16 protein-coding genes are annotated in these 15324 nt (G+C 53.0%); 13 read left to right on the forward strand and 3 right to left on the reverse strand.

Annotated features, from left to right (window positions below):
* Nucleotides 1–193: 193 nt before the first annotated feature.
* Both ACESQI_RS02155 and ACESQI_RS02160 read right to left on the reverse strand, forming a co-directional pair.
* Nucleotides 194–826, reverse strand: a complete 633-nt coding sequence (locus tag ACESQI_RS02155) for a hypothetical protein (RefSeq protein ID WP_004320516.1) — start codon at nt 824–826, stop codon at nt 194–196.
* Nucleotides 827–873: 47 nt separating this feature from the next.
* Nucleotides 874–1098, reverse strand: a complete 225-nt coding sequence (locus ACESQI_RS02160) for a hypothetical protein (RefSeq protein WP_004320520.1) — start codon at nt 1096–1098, stop codon at nt 874–876.
* Nucleotides 1099–1382: 284 nt separating this feature from the next.
* Between ACESQI_RS02160 and ACESQI_RS02165 the strand changes: the two genes are divergently transcribed.
* Nucleotides 1383–2657 carry an ATP-binding protein gene (locus ACESQI_RS02165; protein ID WP_004320523.1) on the forward strand — a complete coding sequence of 425 codons (1275 nt, stop codon included), beginning with the start codon at nt 1383–1385 and terminating at the stop codon, nt 2655–2657.
* Nucleotides 2658–2662: 5 nt separating this feature from the next.
* Here ACESQI_RS02165 and ACESQI_RS02170 read toward each other — a convergent pair whose 3' ends face one another.
* Nucleotides 2663–3316, reverse strand: a complete 654-nt coding sequence (locus ACESQI_RS02170) for a M23 family metallopeptidase (RefSeq protein WP_004320525.1) — start codon at nt 3314–3316, stop codon at nt 2663–2665.
* Between the two features lie 219 nt (nt 3317–3535).
* Here ACESQI_RS02170 and ACESQI_RS02175 point away from each other — a divergent pair, with 219 nt between their 5' ends.
* Genes ACESQI_RS02175 through ACESQI_RS02230 form a run of 12 tightly spaced genes read left to right on the forward strand, consistent with a single transcriptional unit; the run spans nt 3536 to nt 15321 of the window.
* Entirely contained in the window at nt 3536–4294 is a 759-nt protein-coding gene (locus ACESQI_RS02175) for a DUF4099 domain-containing protein (RefSeq protein WP_004320528.1), read from the forward strand.
* 18 nt (nt 4295–4312) lie between these two features.
* A complete protein-coding gene (locus ACESQI_RS02180; RefSeq protein WP_004320530.1) occupies nt 4313–4537 on the forward strand; it encodes a hypothetical protein in 225 nt (74 codons plus the stop codon).
* Between the two features lie 16 nt (nt 4538–4553).
* Nucleotides 4554–6131: a hypothetical protein gene (locus tag ACESQI_RS02185; RefSeq protein WP_007482754.1), complete on the forward strand. Its 1578-nt coding sequence runs from the start codon at nt 4554–4556 to the stop codon at nt 6129–6131.
* Between the two features lie 3 nt (nt 6132–6134).
* A complete protein-coding gene (locus tag ACESQI_RS02190; protein ID WP_004320533.1) occupies nt 6135–7523 on the forward strand; it encodes a toprim domain-containing protein in 1389 nt (462 codons plus the stop codon).
* Complete coding sequence (locus tag ACESQI_RS02195; protein WP_004320535.1) at nt 7520–8017, forward strand: PH domain-containing protein; 498 nt, start codon at nt 7520–7522, stop codon at nt 8015–8017. The genes ACESQI_RS02190 and ACESQI_RS02195 overlap by 4 nt, the downstream gene beginning before the upstream one ends.
* Entirely contained in the window at nt 7998–8687 is a 690-nt protein-coding gene (locus tag ACESQI_RS02200; protein ID WP_004320537.1) for a hypothetical protein, read from the forward strand. Before ACESQI_RS02195 ends, ACESQI_RS02200 begins: the two co-directional genes overlap by 20 nt.
* Before the next feature lie 13 nt (nt 8688–8700).
* Nucleotides 8701–9384, forward strand: coding sequence for a hypothetical protein (locus ACESQI_RS02205; protein ID WP_004320540.1), 684 nt, complete (start codon nt 8701–8703; stop codon nt 9382–9384).
* Between the two features lie 13 nt (nt 9385–9397).
* Nucleotides 9398–10063, forward strand: a complete 666-nt coding sequence (locus ACESQI_RS02210; protein WP_004320541.1) for a hypothetical protein — start codon at nt 9398–9400, stop codon at nt 10061–10063.
* Between the two features lie 25 nt (nt 10064–10088).
* The gene (locus tag ACESQI_RS02215) at nt 10089–10919 is read left to right on the forward strand and encodes a M23 family metallopeptidase (protein WP_004320543.1); all 831 of its coding nucleotides are present in this window, start codon (nt 10089–10091) and stop codon (nt 10917–10919) included.
* Between the two features lie 23 nt (nt 10920–10942).
* Nucleotides 10943–11224, forward strand: a complete 282-nt coding sequence (locus ACESQI_RS02220) for a hypothetical protein (RefSeq protein ID WP_004301295.1) — start codon at nt 10943–10945, stop codon at nt 11222–11224.
* 8 nt (nt 11225–11232) lie between these two features.
* Entirely contained in the window at nt 11233–13032 is a 1800-nt protein-coding gene (locus ACESQI_RS02225; RefSeq protein ID WP_004320545.1) for a hypothetical protein, read from the forward strand.
* Nucleotides 13033–13059: 27 nt separating this feature from the next.
* Nucleotides 13060–15321 carry a zincin-like metallopeptidase domain-containing protein gene (locus ACESQI_RS02230; protein ID WP_004320548.1) on the forward strand — a complete coding sequence of 754 codons (2262 nt, stop codon included), beginning with the start codon at nt 13060–13062 and terminating at the stop codon, nt 15319–15321.
* Nucleotides 15322–15324 lie beyond the last annotated feature (3 nt).

The following is a 15324-nucleotide window of genomic DNA, read 5'->3' on the forward strand; positions in this document are numbered from 1 at the left end:
GTCCGTCCTTTTGCAAAAAGGGGCTTCACGCACTTTATGTAACGTGTTACACAAAATGCGTGAGGCTGCTTGAAGCAAACTGGCCGCAGGATGTAAGGCTATATGAGGGAGAAAGGAATTTTATAAAAGGCCGTTGGTCGATCGGAACAACAAACCGTACCGAGACTTTGCCCGATACGGTCTTGCATATAACTCAGTCTATGTCATAGCCTATCATGTATTCATCGTTGATAAGCAGATAATAGTAGCCGTTGCCACAATTCCTGTATTCTTTGCTGAATCCAGCCGCCATATCTCCATTTTCGCGTGGCTCACACCATAACGTACCGTCATAGCCACAAAAGTCGAAGCGTCCGGTGGAAAACTTTTCGCCTTGCTTCAGTGCCGTTCTGAAACGAGCCATATCCCAACTGCTGCAATACTTCTCGATGGTGGCAAGTCCGATACACTTGCCGTCGATGCGTGTGCCGGTCGTGATGCGGTTCTCGTAGAGGGATTTATCCAAATCGGCATTAGCGATTTTGCGAAGCCAATCATTCGTATGCGTGGCAAGTCGGGCAAGTTTCTGGTATTTCAAGACCTGTTTCTTTCCTATGTCCGCTGCATCTTCGGGAGAGGATGACGGATAGTATATCTTCTCAATGCTTGCCCAATCCGTGAAGATGTACCCGCTTTTTCGTTTTCTTGGCGCAATAATGCCGATGACGTTTTCATTGCGGTTGATGAATAATCGCCTACGTTGTCCTGCAATCCTTACATATAAAGAGGTGGAATTCTGCTCGTTTCGGAGATAGGCTTCTGCCGGATGAATAGTTGTTGTTTCCATATTTGTATAAATTTTGATTTTTGCTGTTCCTATTTTGGTTTACCTGTTCAAAGTTCCGGGATTGTGCCGTTCTTATATAGAACACCGTCCCGATAATGGGACACGATGCCCGGCTTAAGTCCCATTTCCTCAAAGGCTATATGCCTGATATAGTCCTTGTATTCTTTGCCAATGAAATTCTTTCCACAAAGGTTGTTGAAAATCATAGGGACGGAAAAACCGTCTTCGCTCGATAATATCACTTTGTCGTCTTGTCTAATTTCTTCTACCATACTTGTTTACTTTTAATTGGTTGAACTATCATGCTGATTTTTCTTTTTCCCTGCTTTCGTTTGCCGTGCAGGTTTGTTTTCAGCTTTTTGAGGCAGCCAGAGGATGAAGCTGTGGCATCATAAGCCAAACCCGGATAGAAAACCGACCGTGTAACAGTCTGTTTTCGTCATCCGAATGCAATGCGGCTTGGCGATTATGCGCTTCGTCCTACATTCGCCGACGAAAAGAGTAAAGAATGACCTGCCGGTAAAAGCAAGGATTTTGTAAAAAAGAAGAGTCGTATATGATAGAAAAAACGGCTTGGGATGTGAGAAAATACCCTGAAAAATTTGCGGTGTATCGTATTTTATGTAATTTTGCAGTTGTATTTCAAAATTGCATAAACAGTATGGAGGCAAAATATATCCACAGGGAGCTATCCGCCGTGATAGAAGAGGCTTACCGCTATTTTTCAGTCATTACGGTAACAGGACCGCGCCAGTCCGGAAAGACGACGCTGCTCCGCAACTTGTTCTCATACCTGCCGTATTACTCGTTGGAAAATCTTGATGTCCGGAGTTTCGCCGAAAACGACCCGGTCGCTTTTCTGAACCAGCACACGGAGGGCATGATTCTTGACGAGGTACACAACGCTCCGAACCTGCTGTCGTATATTCAGGGTATGGTGGACAATGATGCCGACCGGCGGTTTATCCTTTCGGGCAGTTCGCAGTTTGCCATGCTGAAAAAGGTTACACAGTCTTTGGCAGGACGTACCGCCGTTTTCGAGTTGCTCCCCCTGTCATACTCCGAAATACGGGAGCAGATCACCGATACGCCTCTTGACAACCTGCTGTTTAACGGGTTTTACCCTGCCATTTATTCGGGCCGTAACATACCCAAATTTCTTTATCCGGCGTACATGAAAACCTATCTGGACAAGGACGTGCGCGACCTGCTACAAATCAAGGACATGATGCAGTTCCACACATTCATCAGGCTTTGCGCCGGACGTATCGGATCGCTGTTCAAAGCCTCTGAACTGGCCAACGAAATCGGTGTCAGTTCACATACCGTTACGGCATGGCTGTCCGTCTTACAGGCATCTTATATTGTTTTCCTGCTACCTCCCTATTTCGAGAACACACGCAAACGGCTGACTAAAACTCCCAAGCTCTATTTTACGGATACAGGGCTTGCCTGTCACCTGCTCGGCATCGAATCGCCGGAACAGCTTGCACGGGACAAGATGCGTGGGGCGTTGTTCGAGAACTTCATCGTAACGGAAGCCTTGAAGCGGCGGTATAACCAAGGCAAGGAAAGCAACCTCTATTTTTACAGGGATTCGAACCAGAACGAGGTCGATTTGCTGTTGAAAAAACATTCGGGGCTATACGGTATTGAAATCAAGTCGGCGATGACCTACCATGCGGACTTCGAGAAGGCGTTGAAACAGATGGACGGCTGGGTCAAAGAAACCATACTGGGTAAGGCGGTGGCCTATGCGGGTACACTCGAAAATACTGCTGGAGAAATCAAACTTCTGAATTACAGTCACCTGGATGAGGTGTTGGCTTAACAGCCCTATAACAGTCCAGCTAATGCCGACACACACTCCTGCTGCATGGATTTGATGTAATCGAAGAGAACCGAGGGATTGATATTCTTGCCATTTAGCTTGCAGGTGACGTGCAAGTGCTCGCCTGTACTTCGTCCGGTCGAGCCGGTAATACCGACGGCATCGCGGGGACGGACTACCGTACCCTTGGCGGCCAGCACCCGTGAAAGGTGGCAATAGCTGACGGTGTAATTTCCGTGCCGCAGTGTCACATACTTGCCGGACGTCTTGTCTTGTCCCACTTTGACGACCACCCCCTCCATCATGGCCAATACCTGCTCGCCCCGTGCGTGCAGGTCGATACCCCCGTGAAACTTCCTCTTCCCGGTAAACGGGTCTTTCCGGTAGCCGTATGGCGATGTAATTCTGATGCGCTGCAATGGATAAGACACACTGAGATAACGGTCAATCCACAACTTCTTACTTTCATCGGCAGGTTTTGTCGAAGTCTCCTGTGCAGGAGCCATGCTTTCGGGTGTCGGCTCCGGCTTTTTCATACCCTCCTGCAAGGCTTCTACCTTGTATCTTTCTGGTGTCTTGGCAATCGTGTTGAACTGCGCCTGAACGGGCATCGTGCAGAATGAAATACCCGATATTGCTATCAGTAGAATTTTTCTCATTCGGCAAAGTTATAACGGGAATTTTCATGTCGGAAACAAACTACCGTCATTTCTTGTATTGGTTTGATATTTTGCGTCTATTAGTACGATTTTGATTAGATAATTGTACTAATGAAGATAAAAACAGCATATTACAACCATTTATATAGCTGTATTTTTGTCCGTCATAATAAGATGTCTCTATCTTTGTATAGTACAATTTTATAATATGAATATAGTATGAAAAAAGTTCAGATTGAATTTGATGAATTACCCTTTTCGACACTGGAACGATTCGGTCTTACAAGGGAAATGATCGAGGACTTGCCGATGCGTGTGTTGGAAGACATCTGCAACGGCCGGCATTCTCCCGTGCTTCCCGTGCGTGTCACTGACGAGCATGGCGGGCAAATCGAGAGCCGCAGCCGCTTTGCCTTTATCCGCATGGACGACGGTCAGGTGGATGTGGTGTTCTATCCGGCACTGAAATCCTCTCCACTGGAGCGGTATGACGAAGCACAGCAGAAACAGTTGCTCGACGGCAAGGCGATTGTCGCCGATGTGGAAATGTCGGACGGACGGAGCAGCAAGGCTTTCGTACAGATTGACGCCGAGACGAAACAGGTGATGTATGTCCCCACGCCCATCATCGCACGCAACCTGAAAGTGCTGGCCGAGGTCATGCGCCTCGGTACGGTGGAGGTAAACGGGATGCAGCACGGCGAGCCGCTGACGGTAGTCGTGGGCGGCGAGCCTGCCACAGTGGGCATCGACCTTCATGCCAAGACCGGCATCCGCATCTGTTCGGGCGACGCGCAGCAATGGCGCAACCAACCCAAGCGAGAGTGGGACAAATACACCTTCGGGTGCTACGGCTGCTGGGTCATGGACGATGACGGTAACCTTGACTACGTTTCGGAGGAAGACTACACCGAAGAGCTGTGGAACGAACAGAAGAAGAGCGGCGAGCGCAATCGTGCGACAGCTCTCCATAAGTAAAACATCAATCCGTACATTATGGCACAGAACGAATATTATCCCGAAGACGTACTTGTCGGGAAGATGCAGAGCGGCGAATACGGCTGGCTCGATTACGTCAATCATTTCTCCGCCGACTGGCAGGAGGAATACGCCCGTTACTGCGAGGAAAAAGGGCTTGCAGTCGGCAACGAATCCGCCGCCGAGTTCGTCCGCTTCAAGGACGAACAGTTGGAGGCAGCAATGGAAAGCGGAGACGCATAACGAAAACAATCAGACTATGGCGATACGAACGAATACCAATCCCCGGCAGATGGACTTGCAGCCCGAAATGCGCGATATGCTGATGCGCAACGGGCTTCAAGCCCATGTTGCACTTGACGATGCAGGGTATCGGCTGATCGTGCAGGGACATGACTCGCCCCTGCTGGTCTATCCGATCACCGAACGTCAGATGTTGGCACTCACGGACTGGGGAACGAACACTGCCAACAAGAAGGCCTACAACGTGCTGACGAGCATCGTGGGCAAGGACTTCTATATGCCCAAGAACTTCGTCCATGCCCGCAATGCCAACGATCGTGTGGCTATGGGGCTGCACGGCTACCGCATCGTCATCGGCGAGTACGGGCGCATGGGGCGTATGGGAATGCCCCCGCCGTTCCTTGGCTGGACACCTCGCAACCAGTTGGGCTTCCACCTTCGCAGGGTCGGCGGCCAACTGTTCTTTCCGGGGCCGTCCATCGTACCCGAACGCCCCGACGGGCGCATGAAGCCCGGCGAACTGCAATCAGGCGGTTACGGCTTCTATTACAAGGGGCATCAACAGGAGCAGCCCGTACAGCAACGGGATGTGCTGCAGGACTTGCAGGCGGCTATCACGCCGATGGTCAGCCGTCCACGCAGCAAGGAACCGGCACGGCCGTACAAGGAGCTTATAGCCTCTCCGGTCTATTTCTCCAACGAGAAATGGGCGGAGTGCCTTGCCTCGCACGGTCTTGTCGTGGATGCGGAAAAGCAGACGCTGACCGTGCAGTCGGAAAGCGTCCAAGCCGATATGGTCTATGACCTGACGGAAGAGGAAGTGAGGACACTGGTTGCCGCACCCATCGAGGAGCAGCCCGTAGAGAAACGTCTGGAACTGCTGAACGGCATTATCGGGGCTGACTTTTCCGACAAAGTGACGATGGAGGCTCTCAACAGCGATCAACGCATCGCTATCGGTCTGCATCCCGAAGTACAGCAGGATTTGAAACAACGCCAACGGCAGGAGCAAGAGGCTTTTATGCCAGTGAAAACCTCGCTGCAACAGCAAGAGGAATCCGTACAGGGAAATATCGGTGCGGTAGTGGACGGGCGTGACCTCCAGTTTTTGAATGAAAACAAGGGATGGTATCGGGAAGAGAAACACGGGCGGGAAGTCGAAGTGAGCCAGATAGCCGTTCAACCGGCACAGACCGAGGGGAAATACAGGATGACCGCCGTTATCGACGGTCAGGCTATCAGCCATGAGATAACCCAACGGGACTACGACAAGTTCCTTGCTGTGGATGACTATCACCGGATGAAGCTCTTTTCCAAGATTTTCAGCGAAGTGGACATGAAAACACGCCCGGAAGCACAGCGGGGTCTCGGCACGAAAATCTTTGCCGCCCTCACCGCAGGTACGGTAGTCGCGGCGGGTGTCGCACACGGCATCCACCATCACTGCCATGCCCCGGAGTTCTACGGCGAGTGTTTCGGCGGTCCGCCACGCCCGTACTTCAAGCCGGGTGTCGATACGCCGAGGGATGTGGCCATCCGTTGTTTCGAGGCAGAGATGAACCGTGAAATCAATGATATGAGAATGGGGAGGTAAACCATGAGAGAGGGCGAACTGACTTATGACGATTTTCTGCGCAGGCTGAACATTCAGGACGTGCTTATCGACGCGGGCTATCACCTGAACCGGCGTGACGGCCTGCGCTATCCCTCGTATGTCCGGTTGGACAGCGAGGGGCGGCGCATCCGCAACGACAAATTCATTGTCACGCAGCAAGGGAAATGTTGTTTCAAACCGCAACAGCAGAAGTCGTATAACATCATTTCCTTTATCAAGGAGCATCCGCATTTTTTCGCGGAATACCATGCCGGTGTGTCTCCCGACCGACTGGTAAACCTTGTCTGCAACCGGTTGCTGAACCATCCCGTCGCTGACCGGGATACCCGGATTATCCAGCCTAAACGGGATGTGAAGCCGTTTGACATGGCGGATTACGACATTCACCAGTTCAATCCGCAGGATCGGGCGACACAAAAGAAGTTCTATCCGTTCTTCAAGCATCGGGGCATCGACCTTTACACGCAATACGCCTTCCACCGGAACTTTTGTCTGGCGACGAAACACCGTGAGGACGGCATGAAATACACCAACCTCGCCTTTCCGCTGACCGTTCCGAAAGATACGGGACAGGTTGTCGGTCTGGAAGAGCGAGGGCGCCCTCGCATGGATGGCAGCGGCAGTTATAAAGGGAAGGCGGAAGGGAGCAATTCGAGCCAAGGGCTATGGATTGCCAGCCCAGCCAAAACTACGCTTACCGAAGCCAAGCATATCTACTGGTTCGAGAGTGCATACGACGCGATGGCCTATTACCAGCTTCATCAGGCCAACGACAAGGATTTGCGGAAAGCGGTCTTCATATCTACCGGCGGTAACCCGACGGTGGAACAGATGCGGGGTGTCCTCACGCTCTCGCTTCCTGCCAAGCAACACATCTGTTTCGATACCGACCTTGCGGGAATCGAGTTTGCCAAGAACCTGCAACAGGAGATGTACCGGGCTGTCCGTTCCACCATCGAGGAGACACCGGAGCGGAAGCCTTATCTGGATTCCGTCGCTGACGGCAAGAACCTCGATGAAGGAGACATAGACCTGCTGCCCGACGCTTTGCGGTCGAGCTACGGGAAATATGAATCCGCATGGGAAGAAGCCATGTCGATGCGTTCGAGCGGCCTGTGCCATCCGGACGACATACGGGAACAGACGGATATCATGAACGGAAATTACAAGGAGTTCCGTGAAGGATTGCGGGAGTTCCTCGGTCTGGACAAGGCGAATGACGCCTCTTTTGTCCGTGAACAGCCTACCTATCCCAACAAGGACTGGAACGAACAGCTTTTGGCCGGGCAGAAACAGGAAGAGACGGTCGATGAGACACAGGCGAGAGAACAGTCACCGGAAGAGGAACAACAAACACACTTTCGCCGATGATGACCGATGCACCCACAGGACATTTCCAAAGCATCGTGCTGCAACCGCACGCCGGACAGTTCGTCATCGACGAGCTGCCCGCAATCGTATTGTGCTGTGCAGCATGGGTGTACGGTGGCATGGAGGGACTGCCTCTGACAGCTCTTGCCGTATCGGTTGCCGCATTGCTTTCTTTGGCATTGCTGTACCGTTTCATCTATCTGCGCCGGACACGCTACCACATCGGTAGCGAGCAGCTTATCAGCAGGCATGGGGTGCTGTCCCGGAAGACGGACTACATGGAACAATATCGTATCGTGGACTTTGTGGAACACCAAAGCCTCATGCAGCAGCTTTGCGGCCTAAAGACGGTACGCATCTTCTCGATGGACAGGAATACACCCCGGCTTGATTTGGTAGGCATCAGACACAACTTCGATGTGGTAACGCTTATCCGGGAACGGGTCGAGTATAACAAACGAAAAAAGGGAATATATGAAATCACGAATCATTAGTCTGGTCATTTTTGCCCTCTGCCTGATGCCACACTGGGCAAAAGCCCAAATCACGGCGTCCAATCCGTTGGAATGGATGGCGTTGGCCGAGGGCAACGAGGTTATCAATGACCAAATAGAGAAACAGATAAATGGTCAGACGAAGACAGCTATGCTGCAGAACAGCATCGCCGCCGAGTTTAACCGCATCCACAAATGGGAGAAGCAGTACAACAGTTATCTCAAGACGGTAAGCGGCTACGCTTCATCGCTGAAAGCCTGCACCCATCTCTACAACGACGGCGTGAGAATCTTTCTCACGTTAGGGAAATTGGGCAACGCCATCCGAAACAACCCGCAGGGCATCATCGCCTCCATGAGCATGAACAATCTGTATATCGAGACGGCAACGGAACTGGTATCGGTCTTCACGCTCCTGAATGACGCAGTGGCCAAGGGCGGCAAAGAGAATATGCTCACGGGTGCGGAACGCAGCAAGACCTTGTGGGCGTTGAACGACAAACTTTCGGTTTTCAGCCGGAAGCTGCACCTGCTCTACCTGAGCATACGGTACTATACCCTCAATGACGTGTGGAACAACGTGACGGCCGGGATGCTCGACCGCAACAACGGAGAGGCGGCACGGATGGCCATGTCCCGTTGGCGCAGGGCTGCCGTCCTTGCACGATAAAATCAGGTGAATGATGAAACGGACGATTTGGATAGGCATCTTATTGCTGTGCATCGGTATCGGCAAGGTTCGGGCACAGAACGACCCCGTGCTTGCCGGGATGATCCTGCTCTATACCGACAAGGCGGAAAAGGAGCTGAAGAACCAGGAGAAGGTCATGCTGATACAGACCACCGGACACCTGTGGACGAAAGAGGAAGTGAAAGCCACGACCGACCTGCAACGGGAGTTCAACAACTATTTGGACTCTTTCCGGTCGATAATCTGCTACGCAGCGCAGATATACGGTTTTTACCACGAAATATCAAGGCTGACGGACAATATGGGAGACTTTACCAGACAGGTAAGCCGCAATAGTCCCAACGCGCTGGCCGTTGCTCTCTCCACGCAACGGAACCGCATTTACCGGGAACTGATTATGAACAGCGTGGAGATTGTGAATGACATCCGCATGGCGTGCCTGTCAGACAACAAAATGACGGAGAAGGAGCGCATGGAAATCGTATTTGGCATCCGTCCGAAGCTCAAGATGATGAACAAGAAACTGCAACGGCTGACCAAGGCGGTGAAATACACGACGATGGGCGACATCTGGCGTGAAATCGACGAGGGGGCACGCCCGGCAGCCGACAAACGGGATATCGTGGAAGCCGCCAAAAGACGCTGGCGGCAGATAGGAAGAAATGTAAGACCTTAAAAACAGACAACGTATGGGCGTTTGGAGTACACTATTGAAATATGGCGGCAAGGCCATGAAAGGTGTCGGTACGGCTACAGCGACTACCGGCAAAAGTATGGGTAAGGCAGTGCTGCACCCTTCGCAGACCTTGCGTGGCGCGGGTCAGGCCGTCAAGACGGCGACCATCGGCGGTGCGGTCGGTTATGTGGGCTGGGAGAAGCTGACCACCGACAAAAGCGTGGTGCGTATCGTGAGCGATGCGGTCATCGGCGAACCGGCAACGAATACCCTCGCGGAGACGGCGGACGGAGTGCGTGAACTGACGGGCAAGGCCGGGGAAGCCGTCAGTTCGGTCAGCGGTGCGGTAACCGGCATCGACAACAAGCTGAACGGTGTGTCGAACTTTTTGCGCCAAGCCTCCGGTGGCGGAGGCCTTGATATGTTCGGCAACTTTTTCCGTAACCTCGGCAGCGGCAACGTGTCGGGGCTGAGTATTGCCGGGCTGGTTGCGGCGGCGTTCCTCATATTCGGACGCTTCGGCTGGCTGGGCAAGATTGCCGGCGCATTCCTCGGCATGATGCTCATCGGCAACAATGCGGGTGTCTTCCGAACGCCGGAGACAGAAAACGTGCAGCGCACCCGGACGCCCGAACTTCCGGCAGAGGAACAGACGCATGGCGGAGGGATGAGAAGATAGGGATATGAATCAATAGGTAAACAGCATGAAATATACAGAAGAAATGATCCTGCAATCCGATAGCGGTTATTGTATGCCTTTCGAGGAACAGCAGGGCAAAGACGTGGAGCTGTCGCTCGGCTACGGCGAACAGACCGACCCGGCGACGGGCGAGAAATTCTTTCATCACGGCATTGACTTCAACGTGCGGTGCTATATGCTTTCTGCCCTCGCCAGCGGCATTGTGTCGGGCGTGGGCAACGATTCCGGACACGGCATCTGCCAGACCATCCGCTACGGGGAGTATGAGGTGACATACGGAAATCTGTCCAATGTCTTCGCTCAATTCGGACAGCGTGTAAAGGCCGGACAGACGGTAGCTTTGAGCGGTGACAAACTGCACATGACCGTCCGCTTCAAGGGCGAGGAACTGAACCCGCTGGAGTTCCTGACGATGCTGTACGGGAACATACAGGCAATGCGTCAGGCCGGCGGACACGAGACAGACTATTTATCCGGCTTGGAGATGGAACTGAAAACCGATTATGAACGGGACAAAAGGGAGATAGAGGAACTGATGCTGCACTTCCTGCCGCACTATATGGAGGATTTGCGGCATGGAGCATACACCTTGCCCCGGAATACGGAGCAGTCGCTACGCCACATCTTCACGGTGGGCGCGATGAAGGAGTATTTCTACGAGAATATGCCGAGCATGGCCAATCCGCTCGGACTGGGACACAAGGCCATGCCGCTGGCCTGCAAGGTGCAGAACCTCCTTATTGCGGATTTCCTGCATTACCTCGCCCTGCGGCATGATGTGTACCTCTCCACTGCGAGCAGCGACATAAAAAAAAACTCCATGACGAAGCCCTGACCTATGGCGGCATCATAGACCCGTTGGCGGAACTGGACATCGACATACAGAGCTTCGACATACCGAGGCTTGTCACGGTCTATCCCGACCGGGCGGGTGTGCGCTGGTGGACCAAGGCATGGTTCAACAATCGGGAAGAGGGCGAGACATCCGTCGAAATCGAACGGGAGCAGGCGATACGGTTCATGCAGGACAACATCGAAAAGGACGCATGGCTGGAAGAGTTCTTTCCCCGGCAGATGGAGGTTTACCACAACGCCATCGAGCAGACGAAAGAACAGCTATTGAAACAGATAAATATATAATACACAACATGGATGGAATCAGACATAGCCGGCAATTCGCGGAAATAGAACGTCTTGTGAGCGATTATTTCCATTGCCATCTCGCTCCCGTCATGTCGAAAACGCAGGCTTTCCTCACGAAGAAGCAGGGCGAGGAAATGAGGGAGTATTCCACCTCATTGGGCGGCATACTCAGCGCAATGGCGTCTGCGGCACAGCCGATGGGCGACCCGTACCAGGTACTCAAGGTTACGGGCGAATGGAACTCGAAGACGACGGAGGACTACATCGGAATGTGCAAGGCGGAGATTACCGGCTCCAAGGAGATACAGCAAGACCTCGCATACATGGCCGGGCAATGGCGCGATACCGTCGTGCGGGAAATCGGGCGTGAACGGTACAACGAACTGTCGGAACAATTGGGCGGTGACCTTGCCTACGCCTATATGGACTACCGGGTAGAGGAACTGATGATCGACCGGCTGGTCAAGGAGCGAATGCCGAAATCGTCAGCCGACTACATCATCCGCAAAGCCGCAGAATCAAGCTTGCTCGGACTTTCGCAGACCTTGAACCGCTCGCCGCTTGCTGAGGAAATCGAGGCACGGGGCGAAGCGGCCTACCGTCCGAAAGGATGGGAAAAAGGTGCGGGTCGGGTATTGGGCGCAACGGCGGATGCCGTCATGATGGGTGGCGCAGGTTCGTGGGCGACATTGGCAAAGTTTGTCGGGGCGGACGTGGCTATCTCGGCAGTCGCCTCACGCTTCGAGCCTGAAAAGTCGCCCAAGCTCTCTGTGGAGCAATGTATCAGCAAAGGTGTGTTCGGTAGCGAACGGAACGTGTTTACGGACTTCCGTAAGGAGGCTGCAACAGTACAGACGGGTGATAGTGCGCTTATTGTGGCGGCCAACGAGCAGTTGAAGAAAAAAATACCTGTGATGAACTTTAATTTTTTGGAGTGGATGCAGACACCAAAGTTTACCCCTTTCCAAATGTCCGAAAAGCCCGGACACCCTGAAAAGAAAAATGAACGTGCCGAACGGTACAAGGATGTGCCGCTCATCGTCGCTCCCGGACAGGAAGAAGCCTATTTGAAGCATTTGGAGAAATATAAGAATGCAACGGCTGTAAAATCCACAAAGGAATCAACACAGCCGGAAATGGAACAGAGGGAAAAAGTGGAGAAAGAGGAACGGCAGGTGGTTATTCCACATGAGGAAGAAAAGCAAGAGAGAGAGGCTGTGCAGACCAACACGAACGGATGGAGCGGATTGCTCGGTACATTGGGATTAGAGGGATTGGGCGATATCACGGGCAACCTCGGATATGTCATGGCCATGCTGCCCGACATCCTGCTGGGAGCTTTTACCGGCAAGACGCAATCGTTGCGCTTTGGGGACAACCTGTTGCCGATAGCGAGTATTGTGGCCGGTCTGTTCGTGCGTAACCCGCTGCTGAAGATGCTCCTTGTCGGTCTGGGCGGCGCGAACTTGCTGAACAAGGCTGGACACGAGGCGTTGGGGCGTCCCATGCCGTCCGCCGACGTGCATACGGAAAACCAGTACCGCCGTTATCCCGACGAACCGCTCAATTCCCGTATCGTAAACCCTGTACTGCAAGGCAGCACGCTCATCGCCACGATAGACCGTGTGCCTTGTACCATCCAGCTCACGCCGACCGTCGCGGAGGCTTACCGTGCAGGGGCATTGCCGCTGAACACGCTGGCGAACGCCGTGCTTGCCAAGAGCGACCAGTTGCGCCATATTGCCTCGCAGAATTACGACGACGGACAGCGGGAGACGATTGTGCGCACACGGGGCATCCAATAAATCCATGAACAATAAAAGCATGATGATATGAAAGAAAAGTCGCAAATCGAAAAAAAAGCCGAAGAAAAGCAGACGGAACTGCTGTCTGCCGCACTGGGCGGGGCATCGAACGCCGGCGGCCATTGGCTCAACGTATCGGGCAAGGGATTTCCCCGGCTCTATCCGCAAGGGGTCTCGGCCAGCCCGTTCAATGCCCTCTTTATGGCCTTGCATTCGGACAATAACGGATGCAAGACCAACCTGTTCACGCTTTACAGTGAAACCAAGGCACGGGGGGCTGCGGTACGGGAGCATGAGCAGGGCGTACCGTTCCTGTTCTATAACTGGAACAAGTATGTCAACCGGAACAATCCGAATGAAACCATCGACCGTACCGCCTATCTCCAATTGGACGAAGAGCAGAAGGCACAGTTCAAGGGTGTCCACAACCGAGAAATCCGCACGCTTTTCAATATCGACCAGACGACGTTGCCCTACGTGGACAAGCCGGCTTACGAGGATGCGGTAAAGCAGGACGGCAGTGTTCAGGAAAGAGGATATGCCGAGGCGGACAACCGCAGGTTGCGCACTCGGTTCAACGACTTTCTATTGAAGATGCGGGACAACCTCGTTCCCGTGCGCTCGGACGGTAGCGGAGTTCCTCATTACGAGACGGACAAAGATGCGGTCTATATGCCGCGCCAAAAGGATTTTGAGCATTACCACGATTATGTGCAGGAAGCCTTGCGGCAGATCGTGAGTGCCACAGGACATCAACAACGACTTGCCCGTGAAGGCATGGTCATGAAGAATGGTGTGGCTCCGTCAGAGGATGCGGTAAAATATGAAAGGTTGGTTGTGGAACTGGCTTCGGGTATCAAGATGTTGGAACTGGGACTGCCCGCGCGTTTGTCCGATGCAAGCCTGAAGACGGTGGATTACTGGTGTCGGGAGTTCAAGGAAAACCCGTGTATAATGGACGCTCTCGAAAGCGACGTGAACAATGCGCTTGATGTTATCCGAAAAGCGGAACGGGGCGAGAAAATTGAGTACGCCACCCTGCGAAACAGACGGCAGACCACGACCATGCAGGAACAGATGCCCAAGCATTACTTTGTGGCGAATGAAATCCGCCAGCACCCGGACAAGGCGGCGAAAAGCATCGTCCTCGTCATCGACCGGGAGGCGAAATCGGCGGATGTCATTTTGCCGGCAGGAGCTTCGACCGAGGCGAACAACGAGATTCCCGGCATGAACAAGGGGCGTATCGAACGGGCATTGCAGAAAGAGGGTATCGAGCAGGTGCGTTTCTATAATACTGACGGTGCATTGGGTTACAGACCCGATGACAGCTATTTCAATGAAAAAATGGTGACACTGGCCCGGTTAAGGAACTACACGTTGGAAAAGCTCTCCACGCTGGACGTGTCGGAAGCTGTCAGACGGGCGAATGAGGTCGGGTTCGATGCCGTGCAGATGATTCAGGATGACAAGAACCGTTGGGCACTCTATATCAAGCCGGAAAACAAGGAGGGGTACAGCGTCTATCCCGACAAGGAGGATGTGAACCGTTTTTTCTCCACGCTCAAGCAGGCGATGGACAACATCGACAAGGTACGGATGGAGCTGGCGCACAAGTATTATGCACTGGCGGAGGTCAAACCCGACCTGAAAGTGGATTTGTTCGGCAGCGATACGCCGGAGATTGACCTGAACCGTATTCAGCGTGTTGCCATCTTCAAGACCAGGCAGGATGGAATCCAGTGTGTGGCAACCATCGACGGACAAAAGCTGCAGCCCCGCAGCGTCACTCCACAGCAGTGGCAACGGATGTGGGTGGCGGAAGACCGTGACGGCTACAAGCGGCATTTGGCGGCTACGCTGTTTGCCGATGTGCTGCAAAAGGGACAATCCGTCGGGGAACAGAAAGCGGAAGAGCAGGTACGGCAACAGAATGAGGTGGTGGCGGAAAATCGGTCGGAAGAGACGAATGATGAAAATATGTCTCCGAAACGGCAGTTTTGGGACAACCTCAAGGAAAAGCATCCCGACGCCCTGTATCTGATTCGTGCAGGAGAAGTCTATCGGCTTTATAATGAGGATGCGGCAAAGGGAGCTGATATATTGGGGATTACGATGAAGAAATATCCGGAACGTGGATTTTCGGCTTTCGCAGAGTTCCCAAGGACGCAACTGGACAGCTATCTGCCCAAACTTGTCCGTGCTGGTGAGCGTGTCGCCATCAGTGAGATAGAGCTACAGGATAAACGGCAGGACGAGCAGGAAACACATAGGGGTATTCATAGATAAGGA

The sequence above is a fragment of the Bacteroides sp. HPS0048 genome, from assembly GCF_964240755.1.
Taxonomy (GTDB): Bacteria; Bacteroidota; Bacteroidia; order Bacteroidales; family Bacteroidaceae; genus Bacteroides; species Bacteroides nordii.